Origin of the sequence: Neptuniibacter sp. 2_MG-2023, from assembly GCF_030547495.1 — a bacterium.
Lineage (GTDB): Bacteria > Pseudomonadota > Gammaproteobacteria > Pseudomonadales > Balneatricaceae > Neptuniibacter.
In genome coordinates this window covers 65879-87002 of record NZ_JAUOQC010000015.1, presented here as the reverse complement: position 1 = coordinate 87002, position 21124 = coordinate 65879, and the positions used below count along the sequence as shown (strand labels likewise).

Sequence of the window (21124 nt, the reverse complement as noted above, 5' to 3'; positions counted from 1 at the left end):
TGGGGGCAGCCTTCACGCAGCATCAATAAGCCGGTGGTGTGGTCGATCTGACTATCCATATAGACGATCGCAGCAATACCGGTATCGCGGATCGCACGATTAGGTTGCATAGGGCCAAAACTGGCCAACTGTTCACGAATATCGGGAGAGGTATTAAAGAGGATCCAGTTCTCGCCATCAACACTGACGGTAATAGAGGACTGTGTTCTAGTTTTTGCATTGATAGTGCCGGCACGCACGCCTGCACAGTTACGACAGTTACAGTTCCACTGAGGAAAACCGCCGCCAGCAGCTGAGCCTAATACTTGTACTTTCATTATTATTCTTCTAGTTGGCTTATTTTATTACAGACGCTTTAGCATCAATAAAAATAAGAGGTGGAACTGAGCGCGAAAGGCGCCTAATCCAGAAAAAGCCATTCAATAAATTACTTTAAATTACAGCTATGATTAGGCGCCATTCTTACGCAACTTAAAAAATACAGTTGCGACCATCATCCGGGGAAGATGAAATAGAGCTTAACGGTTTGCGAAATACATAGTAACTTCAAAACCGATTCTTAGATCGCTATATGCTGGTTTAGACCATTTCATAAGTAACTCCTATTATTAAATTTATTATCACTTGTTTTTCTATTGCTTCACAAAGTGCAACACCTGTTGCAGAAGCGGACAGCTATTTGCGCATTACAGGTATTACACTTCTCATCAAAATAACAAGCTAGATTCATGCCATTACATCAACTAACTCACTATTTAAAATTTTTATTTCCACTTACCAACGTCATATTTAAAAAAACTTTACAAAAGTACATCGGGATTAAAGCCCATAATTAATGCACCCCAGTGCCTACCACCTACAAAGACAGGAATTGATAGCTCATTAAGTATCTCGCCCGTATCGCGTATATAAGTCTGCATAAGGAAAGACTGCGTATGAGTTGCCCTCCGCTGCTCTGAACGGGTGTCAAAGAAAATCCGTCTATTACGGCTCTGAAGATTATCAATTGAGAAATCTCCCGTCATAGGCTTAGACACTTTCTTATGATGTGTAGCTATATAGCCACGCTGATCCACTAATACGGTATAGATAAACTCAGAGTTCAACTCTACAAAGCGATCAATGACAGCCTGAAAACAACCATCAAACTTATCCGTACAAGATGTAACAAATTTTGCTGGCTGCTGATCTGGATTAACTCGCTGATAATTAGTATCAAAAATATTACAGCGCTGACCAAGCTCTTCGAGCAGTCCCTGCAGCTCACTATGAAAACCCCTGCCTTTCACAATAATGCTTTCAAATGCACCGTAGCCAATAATAAAACGAGATAACAACTCTTGGCTCTCCTCAGTCGATACCTCTAAATCATTAGAGAAACTTTGAGAATGCTCCATCTCCTGCTTAATCTCCGCAGAAATTTTAGTAATCAGATCCACCTGCTTATGGGAGCTTTTATTGGTATACGAAAGCTCATCAATCGCAGCACTAATACCGGACAACTGACCATCCACCTGCTCAAAGTCGGTTACCAACTGACCAAACTGAATATTTGTTTGCTCAATAAACTGCCCCGTTGACTCAACATAACCCAAAATATTCTTAGCACTACTACCCGTATCTGATACTAGGGATGACATCTGTGAGATATTTTTATCAATCTCACTCGTAGCTGAACCCACTTTTTGAGCCAACCCCCTAACCTCATCAGCCACAACCGCAAATCCTCGCCCAGCATCACCCGCACGCGCAGCTTCGATAGATGCATTAAGCGCTAACAGATTTGTTTGCTCAGAGAACTCCTGAACCATCAATAGTATTTGCGTTATATTTTGCGAATTTGCATGTAAGCTCGCGATTTTAGTTTGAAACTCACTAACTAGCTGATGAATGGCTTCAACCTGCTCTTGGACCTTCAGCAGCTCTGAACTTGAGCCCCGCACATCATTAAGATTTGATGAGTTCTGCTCGCTTATCTGGATAGTACTTCTAGCGATCTCATCTATAGCCTGAGTGGACTCACTGCTAGACTGAAAAACCTGATGCGCTTTATCCTCTTGATCACTTGCGTTATTACTTGCCTGCCCAATCACTTTTTTAAGACGCGCCGCCGACACCGCAATATTCACACTTCTTGAACGCGTATCCGCAATAATATCCTTAAGCTTTGAAGAGAACTCATTGTAACTCTGCGCCATGACTGAAATTTCATCACAAGTATAAACAGGCAGCGTTACCGATATATCTCCCCCCTTCTCCTTAATAGCACTTAAAACCCGAGTAATATCCTGAATCGGTTTGAGAAAAAGGTGGCGCATAAAAAAAATAGTGAAAATACCACCTGCTAAAGCCAACCCAACCGTGACTGAAGCCGATAACCAAAACACACCTAATGCATCCCCCAACAACTGCTTAGTCGAGTCGCCCACCTCAGCAGACAACAAAATCGACTCAACACTTTGCGTATGACGATAAACTAAAACCATCAAAATAATATTAGGAATAATCAGAAAAAGGACATTACCTACTATCTTTTTAGTAAGAGAATTAAATAAAGTCCGTTCAATACTTTTATATAAACTCATATATCCACTGCTCTTCTTTTTATAATTATCTTTAAGAACTCAACCCAAAGCACTCGCTAGCAGACTTCAAAATTACTAGAAACTACTTTTTAACAACGAGTTATGAGTAACAACCAAAGCTGTTAATCATCAAGATATATGCCAAAAGCAAAGAAGAGAGAACAAAAGAGCAGCAACTAGTTGAAAAAGAACAAGTAAATAAAAGAGCTGGATAAAAAAACAAAAAAGAAGATATAAACACCCATAGCGCTTCAGCAAAGACAAGACAGACCGCCTAGCACTATACAAAATCCCAGAAAAGAGAATCAAATAGAGGGGAAATAAAATAATCCACTAAAGAAAACAAAAATCGACATCGACAACCTACCGCCAACACTATAGATTGCCAGCTCTCTATGAGCGATACTGCTACATGTGTAGCAATAATCATCTAATGTTTCATATTTGACACACCTGTGTCATTTCAACTCACGATGTAAAATACGCACCCGTCTGATAAAAAAAGAAACATTTGATTCAGCGCTGCAACAGACCGGTGCATAAAAACAACAATCGACTTGTTTAAGTTTTAATTATCAAATAGTTAGAAAACATAAACACAATGTGATTTTTTTAGATCGCGATAAAAATCGCCTCAACATTCCAACCAATTCGCATACAAAAATTATACAATTTAAGACCAAACTAGGAGCCAATTAACTATGCAAATCACACACATAAAAGAAAGAATTAGGCTGGCATACATCCTGCAAAGATTTCATGAACAATGTAGCCAAACATTGTTACAGTAGAACTCGTATAACAAAAATAAAAAGCCTTACGACTTAAATAGCTGAAAACATTCTCTTTCATCTATATAAATAAGATTGTTAAGGCAGGAGCGAATCCAGCATGAGAAATATGCCACAAATAAATGGCACCAAGGACGTTGTCGCCTACGTAACAGGGAATTTCCAAGATCGAAAATTCACCCCCGGAGATCGTATAGCGCAATCTTGGGAAAGAAGCCTATTAAAGCACGGCCTAGATCCAAAATCCCCTCAACCGGTAGATATCCTGACTCATTATGAGATTCAAGAACAGTTACAACTTCACGAAGATTACCTGAATATTGCCCGAAATGGCTTAACTGGTTTATCAAAACGAATCGCCGACGCAGGCTTCTCCGTTCTATTAACGGATGAATCCGGTTTAACCTTAGATGCACGCCTCCCTAAAATGTCCAAAGAAATTTGGCAAAACGCGGGTCTATTGGTTGGTTCAACGTGGGGAGAATCACAAGCAGGTACAAATGGTATAGGCACCTGTTTAGAAGAAAAAGAGTCTATGATAATTCATCATCATGAACACTTTTTTGCCAACCATAGCCAGCTAAGCTGCTCAGTTACCCCAATTTTTGATCCACTAGGCAATCTAAAAGGCTGCCTCAATGCCTCATGCCTTAACGCTTCAGGCAGCAAAGAAAGCCAATTTTTAACCCTGCAGATGATCTGCATGTATGGCCGAATGATTGAGAATAGTTATTTTCGTCAAACCTATCGTGGCCAGATCACCATGAACGTAAAAGAGACCAATAACTTTTCCGATCTGGCACAAGAACAATTATTAGCCGTCAATGAGCGCGGCGTCGTAATCGGGGCTAACCGTTCTGCATTTGCAGAATACGAGCACCTCCTTGATAGAGACCAACAACTCTTAGGCATGCAAATTGAAGATATTGTTGGCTTAAATGTGGATCAACTACTCACCCAAAGCAACGGCGGCGCATTAACCGTTAGGCATCAATCGCCAAAATTACTGGACGAGATAGAGATAGCCATTCGCGTACCTGCCAACAAGCTAATAACAGGCTCTAATGAAAGTGCAATTATAAAACCTAAAGAGGCCTCAGCGTCTACACATAAACACAAACACCCTACTTTAGAAGAGCTAGCAGGTGAAGACGAGGGAGTGCTTCGCAATGTTCAGCAGATAAGACATGTCATAAATAAGGACATTCCTATCCTAATAACCGGTGAAACAGGCACAGGCAAAGAAGCCTTTGCTCGCGCCATTCACGACGCAAGCGATAAAAAGAACGGGCCTTTCATCGCATTAAATTGTGCCGCGATTCCAGAATCTTTAATAGAAAGCGAACTTTTTGGTTATAAAAGCGGCTCCTTTACCGGCGCAAACCGAAAAGGAATGAAGGGTAAACTTGAACAGGCTAACGGCGGGACTATCTTCTTAGATGAGATAGGTGATATGCCGGCACAACTACAAACTCGCTTACTACGCGCTCTAGCGGAACGCGAGATAATGCCTTTAGGTGCAACCGCACCCATAACTCTAGATATACAAGTTATCTCTGCAACACATCAAGACCTAATGCAGCATATTAAAGACAAATTATTCCGCGAGGATTTTTATTATCGACTCAACGGTATGTCGCTAAAACTACCTACCCTTCGAAATCGCAATGATAAAGACTTTATTATTGATTGCATTCTTGATCGAGAACTAGGTGGCTCTGCTGATGTAGTCTTTGCCCCTCAGGCTCGACAGATACTTCACGACTATCACTGGCCTGGTAATATACGCCAACTAGCTAACGTACTACGCTACGCTTTAGCTGTATCAAAAGAAAAGCACATTACAATTGATGATCTACCTATTGAAGTTCGTGCATCGAAAGAGCTCTTCAAGGAAGAGGAAGTCATACCTGAAACAGAGAAACCAATGAGTCTATCTGATTTCGTAAATGATGAGGAAGGACGCCGCCTAGTCGATGCATTACGTCAATATCGCTGGAATATCACTCAAGTCTCTGAAGAGTTGAATATTTGCCGCTCAACCGTCTATCGAAAAATGAAAAAATATAACATCGTTCAACCGAATGATATCTATTGATTCTTTAATGACGAATCTTAAGGCTGGGAATATCTCATTTCCAGCCTTAAGACACTTAAAAACACCTATTTAATATTCGCTATTTTAAAACAGCCCCTTCAAAAACCACCCTTTCAAACTTTGCATTAATTGGCATAACACCTGCATTAAATTTATCGATTAAAAGCAAATCTATGAATTTATCACTTAGAATTGATAGATCAACGGAGAAAATAAAAATGTTAAAAAAAATACTGCCATTGTTTTTTATTATTTGTTGTTTTAGTGCGCACGCTTCTGACATAGCAAACACTAAAGAGTCATTATTAGAACGTTTCTTAGTGGCTCATGAGGCCAAAAACTATTCTGATATAGAAGCTTTAGTAAACTGGGAAGGCGTCAGAAAATATAAAGCTAAAATGGTACGTGTTTATACACGTAACAACTTTGGCCGCAAAGTAGCGAAAACCGAGTTTGAAGAAGCTGATACTGAATTTTTAAAGAACTTCTCTGTAGGTAACAAGAAATATCATAGCAATATGCCTGTTACACACTTAATGAGAATCTACTTTGAAAACAGCGATGAAGAAAGCAAAACCAGCAAAGAAGAGTACAACTCTGTTGTATACCTTGTTGGAAAAAGCGATGAAGGCTATAAAATAGCAATCACGCTTGATGAGAAAAAGTCTTAATTTAAAAATACCTTTTAAAAATAAAAAGCACTTTAAATAAGTGCTTTTTTTTATTAAAAAATGCGACACATGTTTCTTTAAAGTAACAAATGAAACATACCGTGCGACAATTACAACACCCATCTCTTATATGAAAAAATAAAACAAGAAAAAGAACAGTTGTCGCAAATTTAAAACATTAATGCGACAGGTGATTTACAAAAAAACAGACCTAAGAAAAAACATTTAGTTCAAAATAAAATAGAAAAAAACATTTCCCCTTATTTTTCAAAAACATATAAATAAAAACCTCAGTAAAAACACATCTGGCACAGCAATTGCGATATTAAAGTCGGCTAGAGTAATTAAATTTAATTATTTTAAAAAACCAAAACAAAAACTTACTTATAATAAAGTTAGGGGGATTCGTTAATGAAACGAACACTAATCAACATGAATGTTGCCGCTGCAATTCTTGCTATGTCCGCTGTAGCAACAACAGCAACTGCTGCAGAATTCATGGATGGAAAAATCAAAATCAGTGGCGCGGCTATGCAGTCATGGCAATCAGGCATTGATGTAGACGGAGCCGCAGCAAACGCTGGCGATGCATCCTCTGACTCTGCATTCCAACGCATGCGCTTTGCATTGAACATCAATGCTCAGATCTCTGAGAATGTTTCCGTTTTCGCTGAGTTAGCTGAAGAACCTAACGACTGGGGTAATGGCAGCGCTGCAATCAGCCAAGATTTAGGCTGGATTCAATTTGACCTACCTAACAACACAGGTGTTCGTTTAGGTAACGTTGTTTCAACAACTCAAAACTTTATCCGCTACTCAGATGGTGCTGCTGTACAAAGCAACCCGTTCGTAGGTAACGGTCTAGTCGACATGATTACTGCTGAGGAAGGCCTATGGGCTTATGGTTCTCACAATCTATCTGGCGGCACAAACGTAACTTGGGATGCCGTACTAGCAACACCAGATTTCTTCACAGATTTCTCTGACGGTCACGGCTACAACATGGGTTTACGCGGTACCGTTAACCTAGAAAGTGGTCTTTCTTTTGGTGCTGGTACATTTAAAACTAACCACGACCAAGCATCAGTTGCTGGCAAAGCGGCTGGTTCATTGATTGCTGTTGGTGATGGCGATAACTACCAGTTCGCAAGCACTGCTGTTAATGCACGCGGAACTCATCCATTGATCGTTCCTGGTGTTGATGCCTTCATTTGGCAGGCTGATGTTCAATATAAAGCTAACAACTTCCTTATACACGGCCTTATCGGTCAAGCGGAAGATGATTACAGCTGGGTAGGCCAAGGCACAGGCGGTTCAGGCTTAACCTCTACAGCTTATGTAGCTCAAAAATCTAAAATGGCTTTCTGGTCAATCGAAGGTAAATACGATATCAGCAATGATTTCTACGTTGCTGCTCGTTATGCTGAATCAGAAAACAAAAGCGCTGGTATCAGCGGTCCTAACGAAGCGACACGCCTACAGCTAGGTGCTGGTTACTGGATGAACGACTCTACTTTGTTTAAAGCAGAATATGTTAAACAGGAAGAAGATCAGTTCTCCGGCGGTGGCGCTACAGACTCTAGTGTTGCTGGCGGCACAGAGTGGGATGGCTTAATCGTAGAAGCATCTGTAACTTTCTAACAGGTAAAGATGGGAGCCCCCCCCTTCGGGCTCCCACCTTACTAGCTAGAGAATTTCTTCATCAATTCACCCTCCGGTGATCTTGAGCACCTTTTTAAGGTGCTCTTTTTTCACCTTTGAAGAAAACATACTGCCTCAGTTTTCTTCAAGACTACTGTCACGACAGCAGTGGCTTTGGCCTGCCTAAGTTCGCACTCTGAGGCAGGTCCTTTTTGTTTACCTAGCCTTGCTAAATAAAATATATAAAAAGAGACAGCTGTTGCATTATTAAAACACTAATCTCTCCGCTGCATCGTTCCATTCTTAACTATATAAGCCGCTAATAAAAACCCACCAAAAACACCAAAAAACATATATTTAACAGACAATTACGTTTAAATATTTTTCTAAAGACGCTTAAAATCTGGCACATATACTGCTCAATAAATCACTTCATAATAAAACTAATGAGTAGCCAATGGAGCAATGTATGAACGATCTATTAAGTTCTCAAGCAAAAGAGTTTTTGAGCCAACCGATCCCTCAATTCATTAACGGTACATGGATTAATAGCGAAAGCGGAAAAACTACAGATGTTATTGATCCATCGTCTGGATCAAAAATTGCCACTGTCTCTTCTGGTAACGCACAAGATGTTAACCTTGCAGTAGTAACAGCAGATAAGGCATTTAAAAGCTGGTCAGCACTATCACCTGCCGAACGCGCTCAGTATTTAAACCGCCTTGCAGACAAGCTTGAAAGCGAGTCAGAAACTCTCGCTCAGCTAGAAGCCCTTGATGTAGGTAAGGCATTCGTAAATGCTGATGGTTTTGACATTCCTTTCGGTATTGAATGTGTACGTTACTATGCAGATCTTGCAGTAAATGCTGATTACGGCAAAACTTTAGATTTAAAAGATATGGACGCACGCGTCCACCGCGCCCCTTATGGCGTTTGTGGTTTTATCTTTCCTTGGAACTTCCCTTTTGATCTTCTCATGTGGAACGTTATACCTGCATTAGCTGCGGGTAATACTGTTGTTATAAAACCTGCCGAATTAACACCTCTAACTACTCTTTATGTATGCAAGTTAGCTGAAGAAGTTGGCATTCCTGCTGGCGTAATTAATGTTGTTGTTGGTGCAGGTCGAGCTGTAGGCACACCACTTATTGAACATCCTAAAACACGCCGTATATCATTTACAGGCTCTTCCGGTGTAGGCAAACAGATAGCCTCCATGTGTGGTCAACGTCCTATTCCTTGCAAACTAGAGCTTGGCGGTAAAGGTGCTGCGGTTGTCTTTGATGATGCTGATATAGATAATGCTGTAGAGCAGCTTGCAGGCGCGATCACTCTAAACACTGGACAAGTTTGCTGTACCGCAACGCGTTGGTTAATTCACGAAAACATCTACGATCAGTTTGTTGAAAAAGTAACAACAAAATTGAAAAGCACTGTTATTGGTCCTGGTATAGATCCAAAAACAGAGATGGGACCTGTCGTGAGCCAAGCCCAACAAGATACAGTTCTCGAGTATTTAGATAAAGGCTTAACTGAAGGCGCCGTTGAAGTATTAGCAGGGGGTAAGGTTTCTGTTGACGGTCATGATGGTGGCTACTACGTAGCACCTTATCTATTAACAGGCTCACCTAACAACATCTGCTTTAAAGAAGAGATCTTCGGCCCAGCTGCTTTTCTTGTTAAATTCAAAACTGAAAGTGAAGCACTAGATCTAGTTAATAGCTTAGAATACGGACTAGCAAATAGTGTATTCAGTCGTGATATCGAACGCTGCAACCGTGTAGCAGAACAGATGATTGCAGGGAACAGCTGGATTAACGCTCATAACGTTTTTGCATATGGCTTACCTTACGGCGGGATCAATATGAGTGGTGTTGGTGGTGGCGTAAACTCCCCAGAAACATTCTATGATTACTTACGTGAGCTAACGATTGCTAGACCTCTTGGCTAGCCCTTATTACTCTTAAAACAAAACTGGGTATTTATATAAATACCCGGTTTTTTTATCTCTAAGCTAGCTCCTCTCATATCCCCCTTTCACATCAATATTTATCCCTAATTATTTTCAGCAAAGAGCCCACTTCACAGCATTTTTAAGTGACAGAAAAATATAAAAAAAAGCCCTAAACCAAAGATTTAGGGCTAAAGCCGCCGTGAATAGCGGATGGATTTGGTACCACCGTAGAAGATGCGGTACCGAGAGCGAAGGGTACTACTCGTATAACAGGGTGAAAAACCTTATGCTTCTGCTGACACTGCGCCTGCTGCTAAGGTTGAAAGCTTTCCAAAAACAGCTCCCAAAATAAATGATAGAGAGATGATTAATAATGGGTTTTCAAATGATGCTGATGTTAATGTCTCTAAAGACATCTTCCCTTCGGTCTGAAGCAGGTAAGCGAAGGTTGCAGCATAAGAAAGAACCGATGCAGGCACCGCTCCAAAAATTGAAAGGTTAGAAGCGAACACTACGGTAAAGGCAGTTACTGCCACGACTATTGCCGCCCATAATGGACCACCTAAAACTTCACCTAATGGAAGTTTTAATAGAATAAAAGCGCCTATCCAGCCAATAACAACGCCGAATACGCCGCAAACAATAGTATTTTTGAATGCAGTATTATCCGCGCCTAAAGCAGCAAATGCTGCCCACGCAACGAAGATCGCCCAAATCAGAACGAGACCTGATAAAGGACTAAGTGCCATCCAGGTAGCTAACGCACCGAATATAGCGATACTTAAAGAAGTAGCGGTTAAAGGGTTCATAAATGACTTTTCCTTATTTTTCTTAAATTTATGTCATTAAATAAATGATGTAACTAACCATTTATTAACTATCGACATAAACAAAGCAGTTATAATGCCAACTCAGCAGAAAACTAAAAATAACAATAAAACCCTATAAAACAAGGATAAATACCTTTAAAAATTTAAACAAACAAAAACAAAGCTGCATCAAGTGTCGCAATTATAAAACATAATATATAATTTAAAATACAGAAAGCGACACTCAAAAAAGATATCGAAATAAAAATGTATTTAAAACTATACACTTTCATTTAAGGAGACATATAAAAGATTATTTTTATATAGGGACTTTAAGAAAGGAATTAAAATTAGTCTTTTACGATAACAATTATTGAATTAGAAGGGATAGAACCAGGTGATATTATTTCTATATTGTTATTATAGTAACCAGAAGCACCGCTAATTCTATGTAAAGCGACCTCAATGCAGTCAACTACATTACGTTCCTGAACGACTAATACAGAGTAGTTAGATAAATCAGCTAGCCTTATACTATCGTTAACATTCTGATCTACAAATAAGATCGAACTTTCCTCAACAGCTAATAATGTTTGAAAGACAATAACATTTAAATGTTCACTACTATAAGAAGAATTAATACTATCTGTACCAAAGTATATCTTTGGCTCATACACTAAAAGATCTTCATCTATTAGTTCTAAATGGGTATAAATAACCTCAGGCAAAGCATCCTCAGCTTCTATTTCATAAACAGGGATATTTAATAGTGACAACTTCCTTTTTAATTTTTCCATAGATACCCCAAAATCAAATAAAATGAGGAGCTAATTAGCTCCTCATTTTCAAGCATTGGCTGCTAAGAGTTTATTGACACTTAACGCTGGATATAGGCAACATGAGTATGAGTATATTCATACAAACCATGCTTACCGTCAGCACCACCGATACCAGATTTACGAACACCAGCATGAAAGCCTTGCATCGCTTCAAAGTTTTCACGGTTCACATAAGTTTCACCGTAATCCAACTCATTAATAGCTTTCATTGTTTCATTTAAATCACGCGTATAAATCGACGAAGTTAATCCATACTCAGATGCATTAGCAATAGAGATCGCCTCATCAAGATCGTTTACTATCTGGATAGGAAGTACGGCACCAAAGATCTCCTTATTCATGATCTCCATATCACTTGTACAACCAGAAATAACTGTCGGTTGGTAATGGAATCCTTTACCCAAATCAGCAATAGATCCACCCGTAGTTACTGTCGCGCCCTGCTCTTTTGCCTTTTCAACCATTGCTGCAACTTTATCTAAACCAATCTTATTAACCAAAGGCCCCATATCAACATCTGGGTTTACAATTGGATCACCATAAGTGGTTTCAGCCATAGCTGCGGTCATTTTACTAATGAATTCATCAGCAACTGATGCGTGAACATAAACACGCTCTGCACAGTTACAAACCTGGCCTGAGTTAATCACACGAGAGTTTTTGATTGCAGTAACCGCTAGGTCAATATCTGCACTTGGCATAACAATCGCTGGCGCCTTACCACCAAGCTCAAGGTTTAACTTAGTAATATTTGGTGCAGCAGCAGCCATGATACGAGATCCCGTCTCAACACTGCCTGTAAAGCTAATAAGGTCAACACTTGTATGAGTTGTCAAAGTGCTACCTACACCAGCACCTGTTCCACATACAACGTTAAATACGCCCTTCGGTAGATCAGTTTCTGCAACTAACTTAGCAAACTCAAAGCAGTTATTCGGTGTTTCTTCACTTGGCTTGATAACAATAGTGTTACCTGTAACTAAAGCTGGCGCCATTTTTCTTGCAATAAGAAAGAATGGGAAGTTCCAAGGCAAAATACCTGCAACTACACCTACAGGCTTATGAAAAAGGAAAATATTTTCACCTGGACGATCACTTGTAATTACTTCGCCCTCAATACGGCGAGCCCACTCAGCCATATAGTCCATATAGTCGGCAGTGAAATCCACTTCGACTCTAGCAAGGCTTAGCACTTTACCCTGCTCTTCTGTAATGATTGTTGCTAACCTGTCTGCATTTTCACGAATTTTGTTCGCAATAACTCGCAAGTAGCCCGCACGCTCATTTGCTGGTTTTGCAGCCCAATCTTTCTGCGCTGCTTTTGCAGCGCCAACAGCCAAGTCAACTTCATCAGCTGAAGCATTAGGGACACGGGATAATAATTGGCCATTAGCAGGATTAAATACATCAATAGTTGACGTAGGCTCCGCCATAAATTCGCCATTAATATAATTTCTATAAACAGGGGCTTCTAACATGACATATTCTCTTTATTCTTATGGGGGGAAATAAGAGTCAGGAAAGTAGAACTACTAACCTGACTCTAGGATGGATTTACTGCTTATTTAGCTGCAGCTTCCATTAGTTTGTCTGCATTTTTCTTAAGAGCGAATACATGTAGAACACCGCCCTGTGGAACTGCAGTTGTATGGTCCATTACAGCATCAAATGCACCCTGCATACGCTGAGCATCTACGCCCCAACCAGCCTGAACACCGATAAACTGAGTACCATTTACACTCCAGCTAGAAGGAACCGCAGTGATACCTGAGTTAGCACGGTACTGCCAAAGTTTCTTACCAGTACGCGCATCAAGTGCACGGAACATACGGTCATTAGAACCACCAGAGAACAACAAGTTACCGCCAGTAGTTAGCAACGGACCCCAGTTCATCTCTTTCATGTTGAACTGCCATACCTTCTCGCCTTTCTTAAGATCCCAAGCCTGAATTTCGCCAATATGATCGTTTTTAGCAGCATCAGTCAAACGGATGTTAGTAAGGATGTCAGAGATAGGTACACCAATATACAACTCACCAGACTTACGAGGTGCTAGTTTTACACCGCCCATTTCAGAACAAAGGTTCTCATGTGCAGGGATGTAGAAAAGACCTGTTTTAGGGTTGTATGCTTCTGGCGGCCAATCTTTACCACCCCAAAGAGATGGGCAGAAAGTAACAGTTTTACCTGTACCTGGCGTATGTGCAGGGTCATATGTTGGACGACCCGTTTTAGGATCTATACTCTTAAATACGTTTTGCTTAACGAATGGTTCAGCATCTACGAAACCAATAGATCCATCTTTATGACGCTCAAGCGTCCAAAGGTAACCATTACGACCCGCATGTACGAGGCCTTTAATGTTTTTGCCTTTGTGCTTGTAATCAATAATTACAGGCGGAGATACTTCATCCCAATCCCATGCATCATTGTGATGGTATTGGTGGTAACCTTTCATCTTACCTGTTGCAACATCAATTGCTACTACAGAGTTAGCATATAGGTTATCGCCTGGACGAGTATCTGGCATCCAAGGGCCACCATTACCAGTACCATAGAACGCTACACCCATGTCAGCGTCATAAGTACCTGCGATCCATACAGATGCGCCACCGGTTTTCCAAGCATCGCCTTTCCACGTATCACTACCTGGCTCGCCTGGTGCTGGAATTGTATGAGTTTTCCATTCAATTTTACCAGTTTCAGCATCAACTGCTGTGATATGGCCACGAATACCATATTCACCACCAGAAACACCTACCATAACTTTGCCTTTCGCAATAAGCGGAGACAATGTCATATAGTAACCGTCCTGCCAATCAGCAACACAAGTAACCCAAGACTCTTCACCTGTTTTAGCATCCAAAGCAACTAGACATGCATCTGTTGCAGCTAGGTATACTTTATCGCCATACAAACCTACACCACGGTTAGTTGGGTGTAACTGGAAAAGCTCTTCAGGAATCTCTTTCTTATAACGCCAAAGCTCATCACCTGTTTCTGCATTAAGCGCAATAACCTGGTTATTTGGCGTAGAGATAAACATCACACCGTCATTGACGATAGGTGGTGCCTGGTGACCTTCTAGCTCACCTGTAGAATATGACCATACTGGTACAAGGTCAGAAACGTTATCAGCATTAATCTGATCTAGTGGACTATACGTCCAACCTTCATAAGTACCACGCCATTGAAGCCAGTTTTCTGGCTCTGGATTTTGTAGCCTAGCTTCAGTAACTGGGCTGTAGTTTGTTAATGGGTTTGACTTAGCAGCGGTTGCACCGCCTACTGCAAAAGCAGCAGGTGTAACAGCCAATGCTACGGCAAGTATCCCAAACTGTTTAGCTAATGACATATAGCTCACTCCTGGTTGTTTTTATTTGTCTTCTTAGGAAACCCCCAAACGGGGAATAGAGACTCTGTTTAAACTTACTTTTTGTAACCTGGTTTACGGGTAAATGGTTCTTTGACGATGATAAAATCGTCCTTAATCTCAATCGGCAGCATTGCTAAGCGTCTTGTTGCAGGACCGTTAGTTACTTTGCCCGCCTCATATGGATTAAATCTGGAATAATGACAGAAGCAGAAGAATTCCTTTTTATCTTCAATGTACGAATTCACATCACACCCTTGATGGGTACAAATAGCCGAATAGGCAACAACACCATCAGCTGAATTCTTTTTAGTATCTTCATCCATAAGCTCAGGATTCAGACGCATTACCATGACCTTATTAAATCGAGAGCCACTGCGGATAACGCCAGTAACAGGGTCTTGGGGGAACGCCATAATCTGCTGTACTTCTAATTTCAATTCAGATGCAGAAATTACACGGGCATTACCATGACCATCTTCAACAACAAGCTGATCCCCTGGTTTTGGCCTCATGCTTTCTGGTTTTTTGGAAGCTGCTTCAGCGTGACTACTAGACAATCCCTCAGTAGCACCAACAGCTGCGATACATGCACAAGATTTTAAAAATGATCTACGTTCCACGATTTATCTCACCGTTTAGTTATCTTTATATTTGTAAGTCGTAAAATTCATTTAAAGAAGTTTGAGACTTGCTATGCCTGAATCTGCAAAGGGTGCGCCAAAAAAAACAAAAAGATAAAAATAAATTCATATCTATTTGATTTTTAATGATTATTTTTTTGTTTTTCATTAGAAAAGCTAAAAATCAAAAACTAGGCATCAATTTTTATTTGGTAGAAAAAAGACAACTGTCCACAACAAACGTCGCACAAATGCAACACAGCAAAAACACAAGATAAACCTAATAAAACAAGCAGTTAACGACAAAAAAAACAAAAACAAATAAGAAAAAAAGAAGGCGATGCGACACCCAATCAGCAACAAAAAACGACAAAAGCTCAAACAGAGCAATAAATGCAACATATGTCGCTAAACTGATGACACCTGTGGCTTTTCAACAACAAAGAAACGTTATCCCCCGTCTACTGGGCAGCAACTTATGAATTAACCTCTCCACATAAATTCAGCTATTACAATGCATTCAGCGAGCTTTGAATTGGAACCAGTGATTAGTTTTAGGCTGTGGCATATCTTTTGCGTTATGAGGTAAAACTAAAAAAGATAATAAGGAACAATGCCGTGAATCGTGCCACTTTAATTAAACTTATGCTGATACCTGCTCTCTCCCTAGCTTTCACCAATAGCCAGGCCGCCACAGAAACTCTTTGGAAAGATGGTACTGACTACATAGGGGTCAGTTCTCAAAAAACGGGTGGAAACGCTACCCATCCCTATCAATTAGATGCTCAAAAAGTCGCTAGAATTCTTAGCCAACTTGAAATTCAAGAGAAAGAGCAAACAGGTCTCACCTCAATTATCTCCTCTAGCTCAACGAATAAAGAACGACGTATTTTCACAGATAAAGAGATTGATATTCTCGCCCAAGGCATAAGTGATGCATTAAAAAAAGCATCTAAAGATGAAGCTATTACATTTTCTATGTCGGACTTCAGAAGTATCTACTTTGGTGATAAGCGTTTATCTACCAGCGGAACCGCCTTTGTTCGAGGTGATGCACTGAACCTGCTTTTTGGTGAAATCCATGTTGATCTACACAAAAAATATATACGTTCAGGGGAAGGCGTAAGCAACAGCCGCTATGCTTCAAATGTTGAACTCTCTCACTTTAAACTTCCAACAGGCGATATAACGGAAGAAAATGATCACGCATGGAAACTAAAAACTTTTCCTGGAGCAACCATGGTTAATAATCGTAATGATTGGTTAAGTGTGAGCTTAGATCATAAATACGATTACCAGCAGCCTCATAATCCAACGGAAGTTATACAAAATAAATACCTATCTGAAAATCAGAAAAACAAACAAGATGAGAAAGAATCAGCTATAGAAGAACGTCTACAGCGCTTAGAGAAGGCCACACAAGAAGCCTCTGTAGCAACAGCGCCCTCTTCTCCTAATGAAAACTCCGTAGAAGCTCGACTTAAAAAAGTTAAATCTCTTTACGAGCAAGGCGTTATTCCAGAAAGCGTTTACCTGAATAAGATGAATGCCATCATCAACGAACTTTAAAGATATTTTTACAAACACTTTCGTTTTAGCTAGCGCTAATAAAAACAATAAAAAGGATAACTAATGAATAAGCTCTTATCCATTTTTTGCTGTGGAATAACCCTTCTTTGCTCTGTAGCGAACGCAGATACAACGCAAAAACAGGAAGAAATGACACAAAATTCTCCTTTACTGATCAAATTTCAGAAAGCAATTTTTGCTGAGATGATCCGTACTCATGGAAATGAGATTCACGCAGAACCGACACTAAACTGGTGCGGTTTAAATGAACTAGCAGATGAACTGAAACTATCTGACACCGGTTTAAAACGTGCCATATATGATTCATTTGTGGTTTCCGGCACTCAAAATGTACAAGCAACCGAAGTCGCTCGTCAGATGAATGATGATGACTGGAAGCTATATCGCTTTGCAATGTTAAGCGACATTGAACGCTACAAAGCGGGCATAGCCCAAGGTCTTGCTCTTGCGTTACCAACACCTGAATCCAAAAAAGCATTTTGTAGCTTAGCTGAAAAACAAGCACTTAAAGCGGCACAAACAATTTCTCACTAATTTCTTACTTAGATGGAGCCTGAAAATGATTAAAAAGATAACAGCAAGCTTATTACTCACATTAGTAGTGCCACTAAGTAACCCGGTATCTGCCGAAGAACTTACTTTAACTCAGCAATGGCAAACAAAAGCGGAGCTAAAACAACCAGAATCCGTTATCTATGACATTATGCGACGTTCATTATACGTTTCTAACATTAATGGTGAGCCAAGCGGCAAAGATGGCAAAGGCTTTATTTCACTCATCGCTAATGATGGAAAGATTGAAAAGTTAAAATGGGTCGACGGTCTAAATGCGCCAAAAGGTATGGCTATCTTTGGCAAAAACTTATTTGTCGCAGACATTAACGAACTCCTCGTCATTGACGTAGAAACCGCTAAAGTGACCAAACGCTTCGCACTGGATGGCGAGCACTTCCTTAACGATGTAGCTATAGATAGAAGCGGTGTCATTTATGTGACCGATACATCCACTAATCGTATCTATCGCCTTTACCGCGGTAAATTAGAGATCTGGTTAGAAGATGAGAAGCTCGAGAATCCAAATGGTCTTTATATAGACAATGAGCATTTGATTGTAGGTAGCTGGGGCAAACCTACTGATGGTTGGAAAACTGATGTACCTGGCCACCTACTTGTCATTTCATCAAAAGATAAGAGCATCGTCGACTTTGGTAATGGCTCACCTATAGGCAATCTAGACGGTTTAGCTAAACAAGATGATCACACATTCCTTATAACCGATTGGATGCAAGGAAAATTAATGCAAGCCTCTGATGACGGCAAGGTTAAAACCTTACTCGAGTTAGGACAAGGTACTGCTGACATACTTTATCTACGTAGCAAAAAGTTATTACTTATTCCTCATATGATGGAAGGCAAGCTAATCGCTTATACCACTAAATAAGCTAAACCAAAGCTTGCTACAGAGATAACCAAAAGGTGCGATGATGAATTTTTTATGTGATGTGTTGTTTAAAGTCAGTCGATTCATATTAATTTGCTCAAGCCTTTTGGTTAGCTCTTACATTTATGCGGTTGAGATGCCATTAACATCTGAACTACAACAGTTATTTCCCAATGCCAGTCATATAGAGCAGGAAGACAAAGATTTAAGTATTATTCCTGTTTACCGCTTCGCCGATATTGTTGGTTATGCCTTCCAAACCGCTGAGATATATCCTGTCCGCGGATATGGCGGGAAACCTATTGATATTATGATCGGTCTCTCCCCTGAAGGTCGCTACATGGGGTTTGTGGTCATCGACCACTATGAACCTATTTTTATGAAAGGTGATGGCCCGCAACGATTAGTAAATTACATGCAGCAACTGATCGACGTCCCTGCATCTAATAACATTTATATACGTGGTGATAATCAAAAAAATCTAACCGGCAGTGGAAAAAGTACTTATATTGACGGTATCACTAGTGCAACAGTAACGACTAACGCGATTAACAAAACGATTACTAAAGCTGCACGCGCCGTTGCACAAGCGAAAGAACTTGCCGGCTACGCCTCCCAATCACACTATATTCCTAAAATGGACCACTTTGAAAAGCTCAACTTATCCCAACTTGTTGAGAGAGGATTAGTTAAGCACTGGCCTATTTATAAACAACAGATCAATGCAGCAATCAGCGATAAGCAATTAGGTTATCCCAGCCAACCGGTTTCAGTAGATAACCAGCTTCCTATTGCCGAACTTTATGCCGCCTACTTTAGCCACCCTCTCGTGGCTAAAAACCTACTGTCTGACTCCCACTATCAAGACTGGTTAAAATATAAAACTGAAGGTGATCAGTACTTTTTGCTCTTTAGCAAAGGCCTGTGGAAACAACAACCGTTTTCTAATTTCCTCGGCTTAAAACAGCGAAATACTGAAGTTATCCGTAAGAAAGTCACTGACTTTAACATAGGACTACCGGGGTCTGATTGGGATGAGATTACCCTTTACAGAGTTCCACCTGTCGCCACCTTTGATCCACTCGCTCGAACAAAAATGATATTCAAAACAAATCCGGGCATTAACTTATATGACGACTTTCAACTACCTGCCGAGGATTTCACTGCTGAGCTAAATAAAGAAGCTAACGAATTAGAGCTGTGGCAAGAGCTTTGGCAGCAAAGACAAAATGAGATAGCTCTGTTACTGCTAAGCTTAGTTATCTTGTCGATTCTATTTTTAAATCAACACTTTGCGGTACTTAACCCAAAGATTTTTCATAAAATACGTTTAGGTTTCTTAGCCTTCACTATTATCTTTATAGGTTATTACGCCCAGGGACAGCTCAGTATTGTCAACATACTCACAGTACAGCACTTATGGATTGAAGGTATATCGTTAACCTCCTTTTTATTAGACCCTATCGTCTCAATCTTATGGTGCTACGTATTATTCAGCCTGATTTTGTTTGGTCGAGGGCTCTTTTGTGGTTGGCTATGTCCGTTTGGCGCTATTCAAGAGTTTGCGGGATTACTAGCAAAAAAACTTAAAATTAAGCGCTGGAAGATCAAACCTAAATGGCATAACCAGCTACAAAAGCTTAAATATGTATTGTTGATCGGCATAATTGGAGCCTCATTTTACTCCCTTGCTCTAGGTGAAACCTTAGCTGAACTGGAACCGTTCAAAACCAGTGTTACACTCTACTTCATACGTGAGTGGCAATACGTTATCTACGCTATCATTCTTATTTTGCTCGCGATGAAAGTACATAAATTCTATTGCCGATACCTATGCCCGCTCGGCGCAAGTCTCGCCATATTAGGAGCCTTCCCTATATTTAATTGGCTTACACGTCGAGCTGAGTGCGGATCACCTTGTCAAAACTGCCGAAACAACTGTGAAATTGACGCAATAGATAAGCAAGGAAAGATAGATATGAAAGAATGCGTGCAATGCCTTGAATGTATCGTTATCAATTACAATCCAACACTCTGTGCAATCGAGGTGGCGGATACAAAAAGAAAAAGTAAGCAGTCAAAACAAGCAAGTAATATTATTGCAAGCACGGTAGACGTATAACTAAAAAATGATCGGCACATCGCAATACATACCCTGAAGGGAGACGGGCAGAAAAGATACCAAATTGCGATATGCCGAACAAAGAGCTTAAGCGACAGCATTCACTAAGCTAGAGTAGAGCGTCATTACTAACATAAGAGTAAATAGCAAGATGGAGACCAAAAAGTTAACTCATTGATATATATAAATAATATTAATTTATTTATTTTTAAAGTTTTGTTTATGCAACATACCGTATCGATCTAATGCGACAAATCGACCAAACAGATCATCGTTAACATATAAATATCATCCAGCATCACAGCGACTATATGCAAAACATATTTCACATCTATAAATACACAATAATATCCAATATAGGAATCTGTATTGGCCAGACCTAAAATGGTTATTTTTTATCTATATAAAGAAAATCAAACAAGATAGTTCTTGTATCAAGCTTAGGACTAACGAAACAATGTGATTCAATTTCTGAAACAATGTGTTTCAATAATCTTTAAAAAGAACTAATAATCTTATTTTTTACTCCATCCAAAAACGTTCTTAAAAAGCATCAATAAATTATTCTCATTGAAAATCTATATCCA

At 40.0% G+C, this 21124-nt stretch carries 16 protein-coding genes; 8 read left to right on the top strand and 8 right to left on the bottom strand.

The genetic code is table 11. From position 1 onward, the window contains the following. From Q4486_RS13720 to Q4486_RS13710, 3 genes are all read right to left on the bottom strand, one after another. On the bottom strand, positions 1-317 hold a 317-nt coding region (locus Q4486_RS13720; protein ID WP_303415089.1), incomplete at its 3' end, for an MBL fold metallo-hydrolase. Positions 318-518: 201 nt separating this feature from the next. Continuing rightward, positions 519-593 carry a pyrroloquinoline quinone precursor peptide PqqA gene (gene pqqA / locus Q4486_RS13715; RefSeq protein ID WP_075109601.1) on the bottom strand — a complete coding sequence of 25 codons (75 nt, stop codon included), beginning with the start codon at positions 591-593 and terminating at the stop codon, positions 519-521. Between the two features lie 207 nt (positions 594-800). Then, a complete protein-coding gene (locus Q4486_RS13710; RefSeq protein WP_303519810.1) occupies positions 801-2585 on the bottom strand; it encodes a methyl-accepting chemotaxis protein in 1785 nt (594 codons plus the stop codon). Positions 2586-3476: 891 nt separating this feature from the next. On the opposite strand from Q4486_RS13710, the gene Q4486_RS13705 reads away from it, so the two are divergent. The 4 genes from Q4486_RS13705 to Q4486_RS13690 all read left to right on the top strand — a co-directional run bounded on the left by Q4486_RS13705 (position 3477) and on the right by Q4486_RS13690 (position 9737). Continuing rightward, positions 3477-5474, top strand: a complete 1998-nt coding sequence (locus Q4486_RS13705) for a sigma-54-dependent Fis family transcriptional regulator (protein ID WP_303519808.1) — start codon at positions 3477-3479, stop codon at positions 5472-5474. 173 nt (positions 5475-5647) lie between these two features. Next, a complete protein-coding gene (locus Q4486_RS13700; RefSeq protein ID WP_303519807.1) occupies positions 5648-6145 on the top strand; it encodes a hypothetical protein in 498 nt (165 codons plus the stop codon). 411 nt (positions 6146-6556) lie between these two features. Then, on the top strand, positions 6557-7786 hold the full coding sequence (locus Q4486_RS13695; protein ID WP_303519806.1) for a hypothetical protein: 1230 nt from the start codon (positions 6557-6559) through the stop codon (positions 7784-7786). 469 nt (positions 7787-8255) lie between these two features. Further along, positions 8256-9737, top strand: coding sequence for an aldehyde dehydrogenase (locus tag Q4486_RS13690; protein WP_303415094.1), 1482 nt, complete (start codon positions 8256-8258; stop codon positions 9735-9737). 287 nt (positions 9738-10024) lie between these two features. Here Q4486_RS13690 and Q4486_RS13685 read toward each other — a convergent pair whose 3' ends face one another. The 5 genes from Q4486_RS13685 to Q4486_RS13665 all read right to left on the bottom strand — a co-directional run bounded on the left by Q4486_RS13685 (position 10025) and on the right by Q4486_RS13665 (position 15384). Next, positions 10025-10549, bottom strand: a complete 525-nt coding sequence (locus Q4486_RS13685; protein ID WP_303415095.1) for a DUF1097 domain-containing protein — start codon at positions 10547-10549, stop codon at positions 10025-10027. A gap of 350 nt (positions 10550-10899) precedes the next feature. Further along, positions 10900-11346, bottom strand: a complete 447-nt coding sequence (locus tag Q4486_RS13680; protein WP_303519805.1) for a hypothetical protein — start codon at positions 11344-11346, stop codon at positions 10900-10902. 80 nt (positions 11347-11426) lie between these two features. Then, positions 11427-12866: an aldehyde dehydrogenase gene (gene aldA, locus Q4486_RS13675; RefSeq protein WP_303519804.1), complete on the bottom strand. Its 1440-nt coding sequence runs from the start codon at positions 12864-12866 to the stop codon at positions 11427-11429. An 83-nt stretch (positions 12867-12949) separates the two neighbouring features. Continuing rightward, positions 12950-14743 (bottom strand): PQQ-dependent dehydrogenase, methanol/ethanol family, encoded by a 1794-nt coding sequence (locus Q4486_RS13670; protein ID WP_303519803.1) that lies wholly within the window; start codon positions 14741-14743, stop codon positions 12950-12952. Between the two features lie 74 nt (positions 14744-14817). Beyond that, a complete protein-coding gene (locus Q4486_RS13665) occupies positions 14818-15384 on the bottom strand; it encodes a ubiquinol-cytochrome c reductase iron-sulfur subunit (RefSeq protein WP_303415099.1) in 567 nt (188 codons plus the stop codon). A gap of 618 nt (positions 15385-16002) precedes the next feature. Between Q4486_RS13665 and Q4486_RS13660 the strand changes: the two genes are divergently transcribed. The 4 genes from Q4486_RS13660 to Q4486_RS13645 all read left to right on the top strand — a co-directional run bounded on the left by Q4486_RS13660 (position 16003) and on the right by Q4486_RS13645 (position 20537). Next, on the top strand, positions 16003-16953 hold the full coding sequence (locus Q4486_RS13660) for a hypothetical protein (RefSeq protein ID WP_303519802.1): 951 nt from the start codon (positions 16003-16005) through the stop codon (positions 16951-16953). Positions 16954-17016: 63 nt separating this feature from the next. Next, positions 17017-17508 carry a hypothetical protein gene (locus Q4486_RS13655; RefSeq protein ID WP_303415101.1) on the top strand — a complete coding sequence of 164 codons (492 nt, stop codon included), beginning with the start codon at positions 17017-17019 and terminating at the stop codon, positions 17506-17508. Positions 17509-17533: 25 nt separating this feature from the next. After that, positions 17534-18415: an SMP-30/gluconolactonase/LRE family protein gene (locus Q4486_RS13650; protein ID WP_303519800.1), complete on the top strand. Its 882-nt coding sequence runs from the start codon at positions 17534-17536 to the stop codon at positions 18413-18415. A 43-nt stretch (positions 18416-18458) separates the two neighbouring features. Continuing rightward, positions 18459-20537, top strand: coding sequence for a NosR/NirI family protein (locus Q4486_RS13645; RefSeq protein ID WP_303519799.1), 2079 nt, complete (start codon positions 18459-18461; stop codon positions 20535-20537). The last annotated feature ends 587 nt before the right edge of the window (positions 20538-21124 follow it).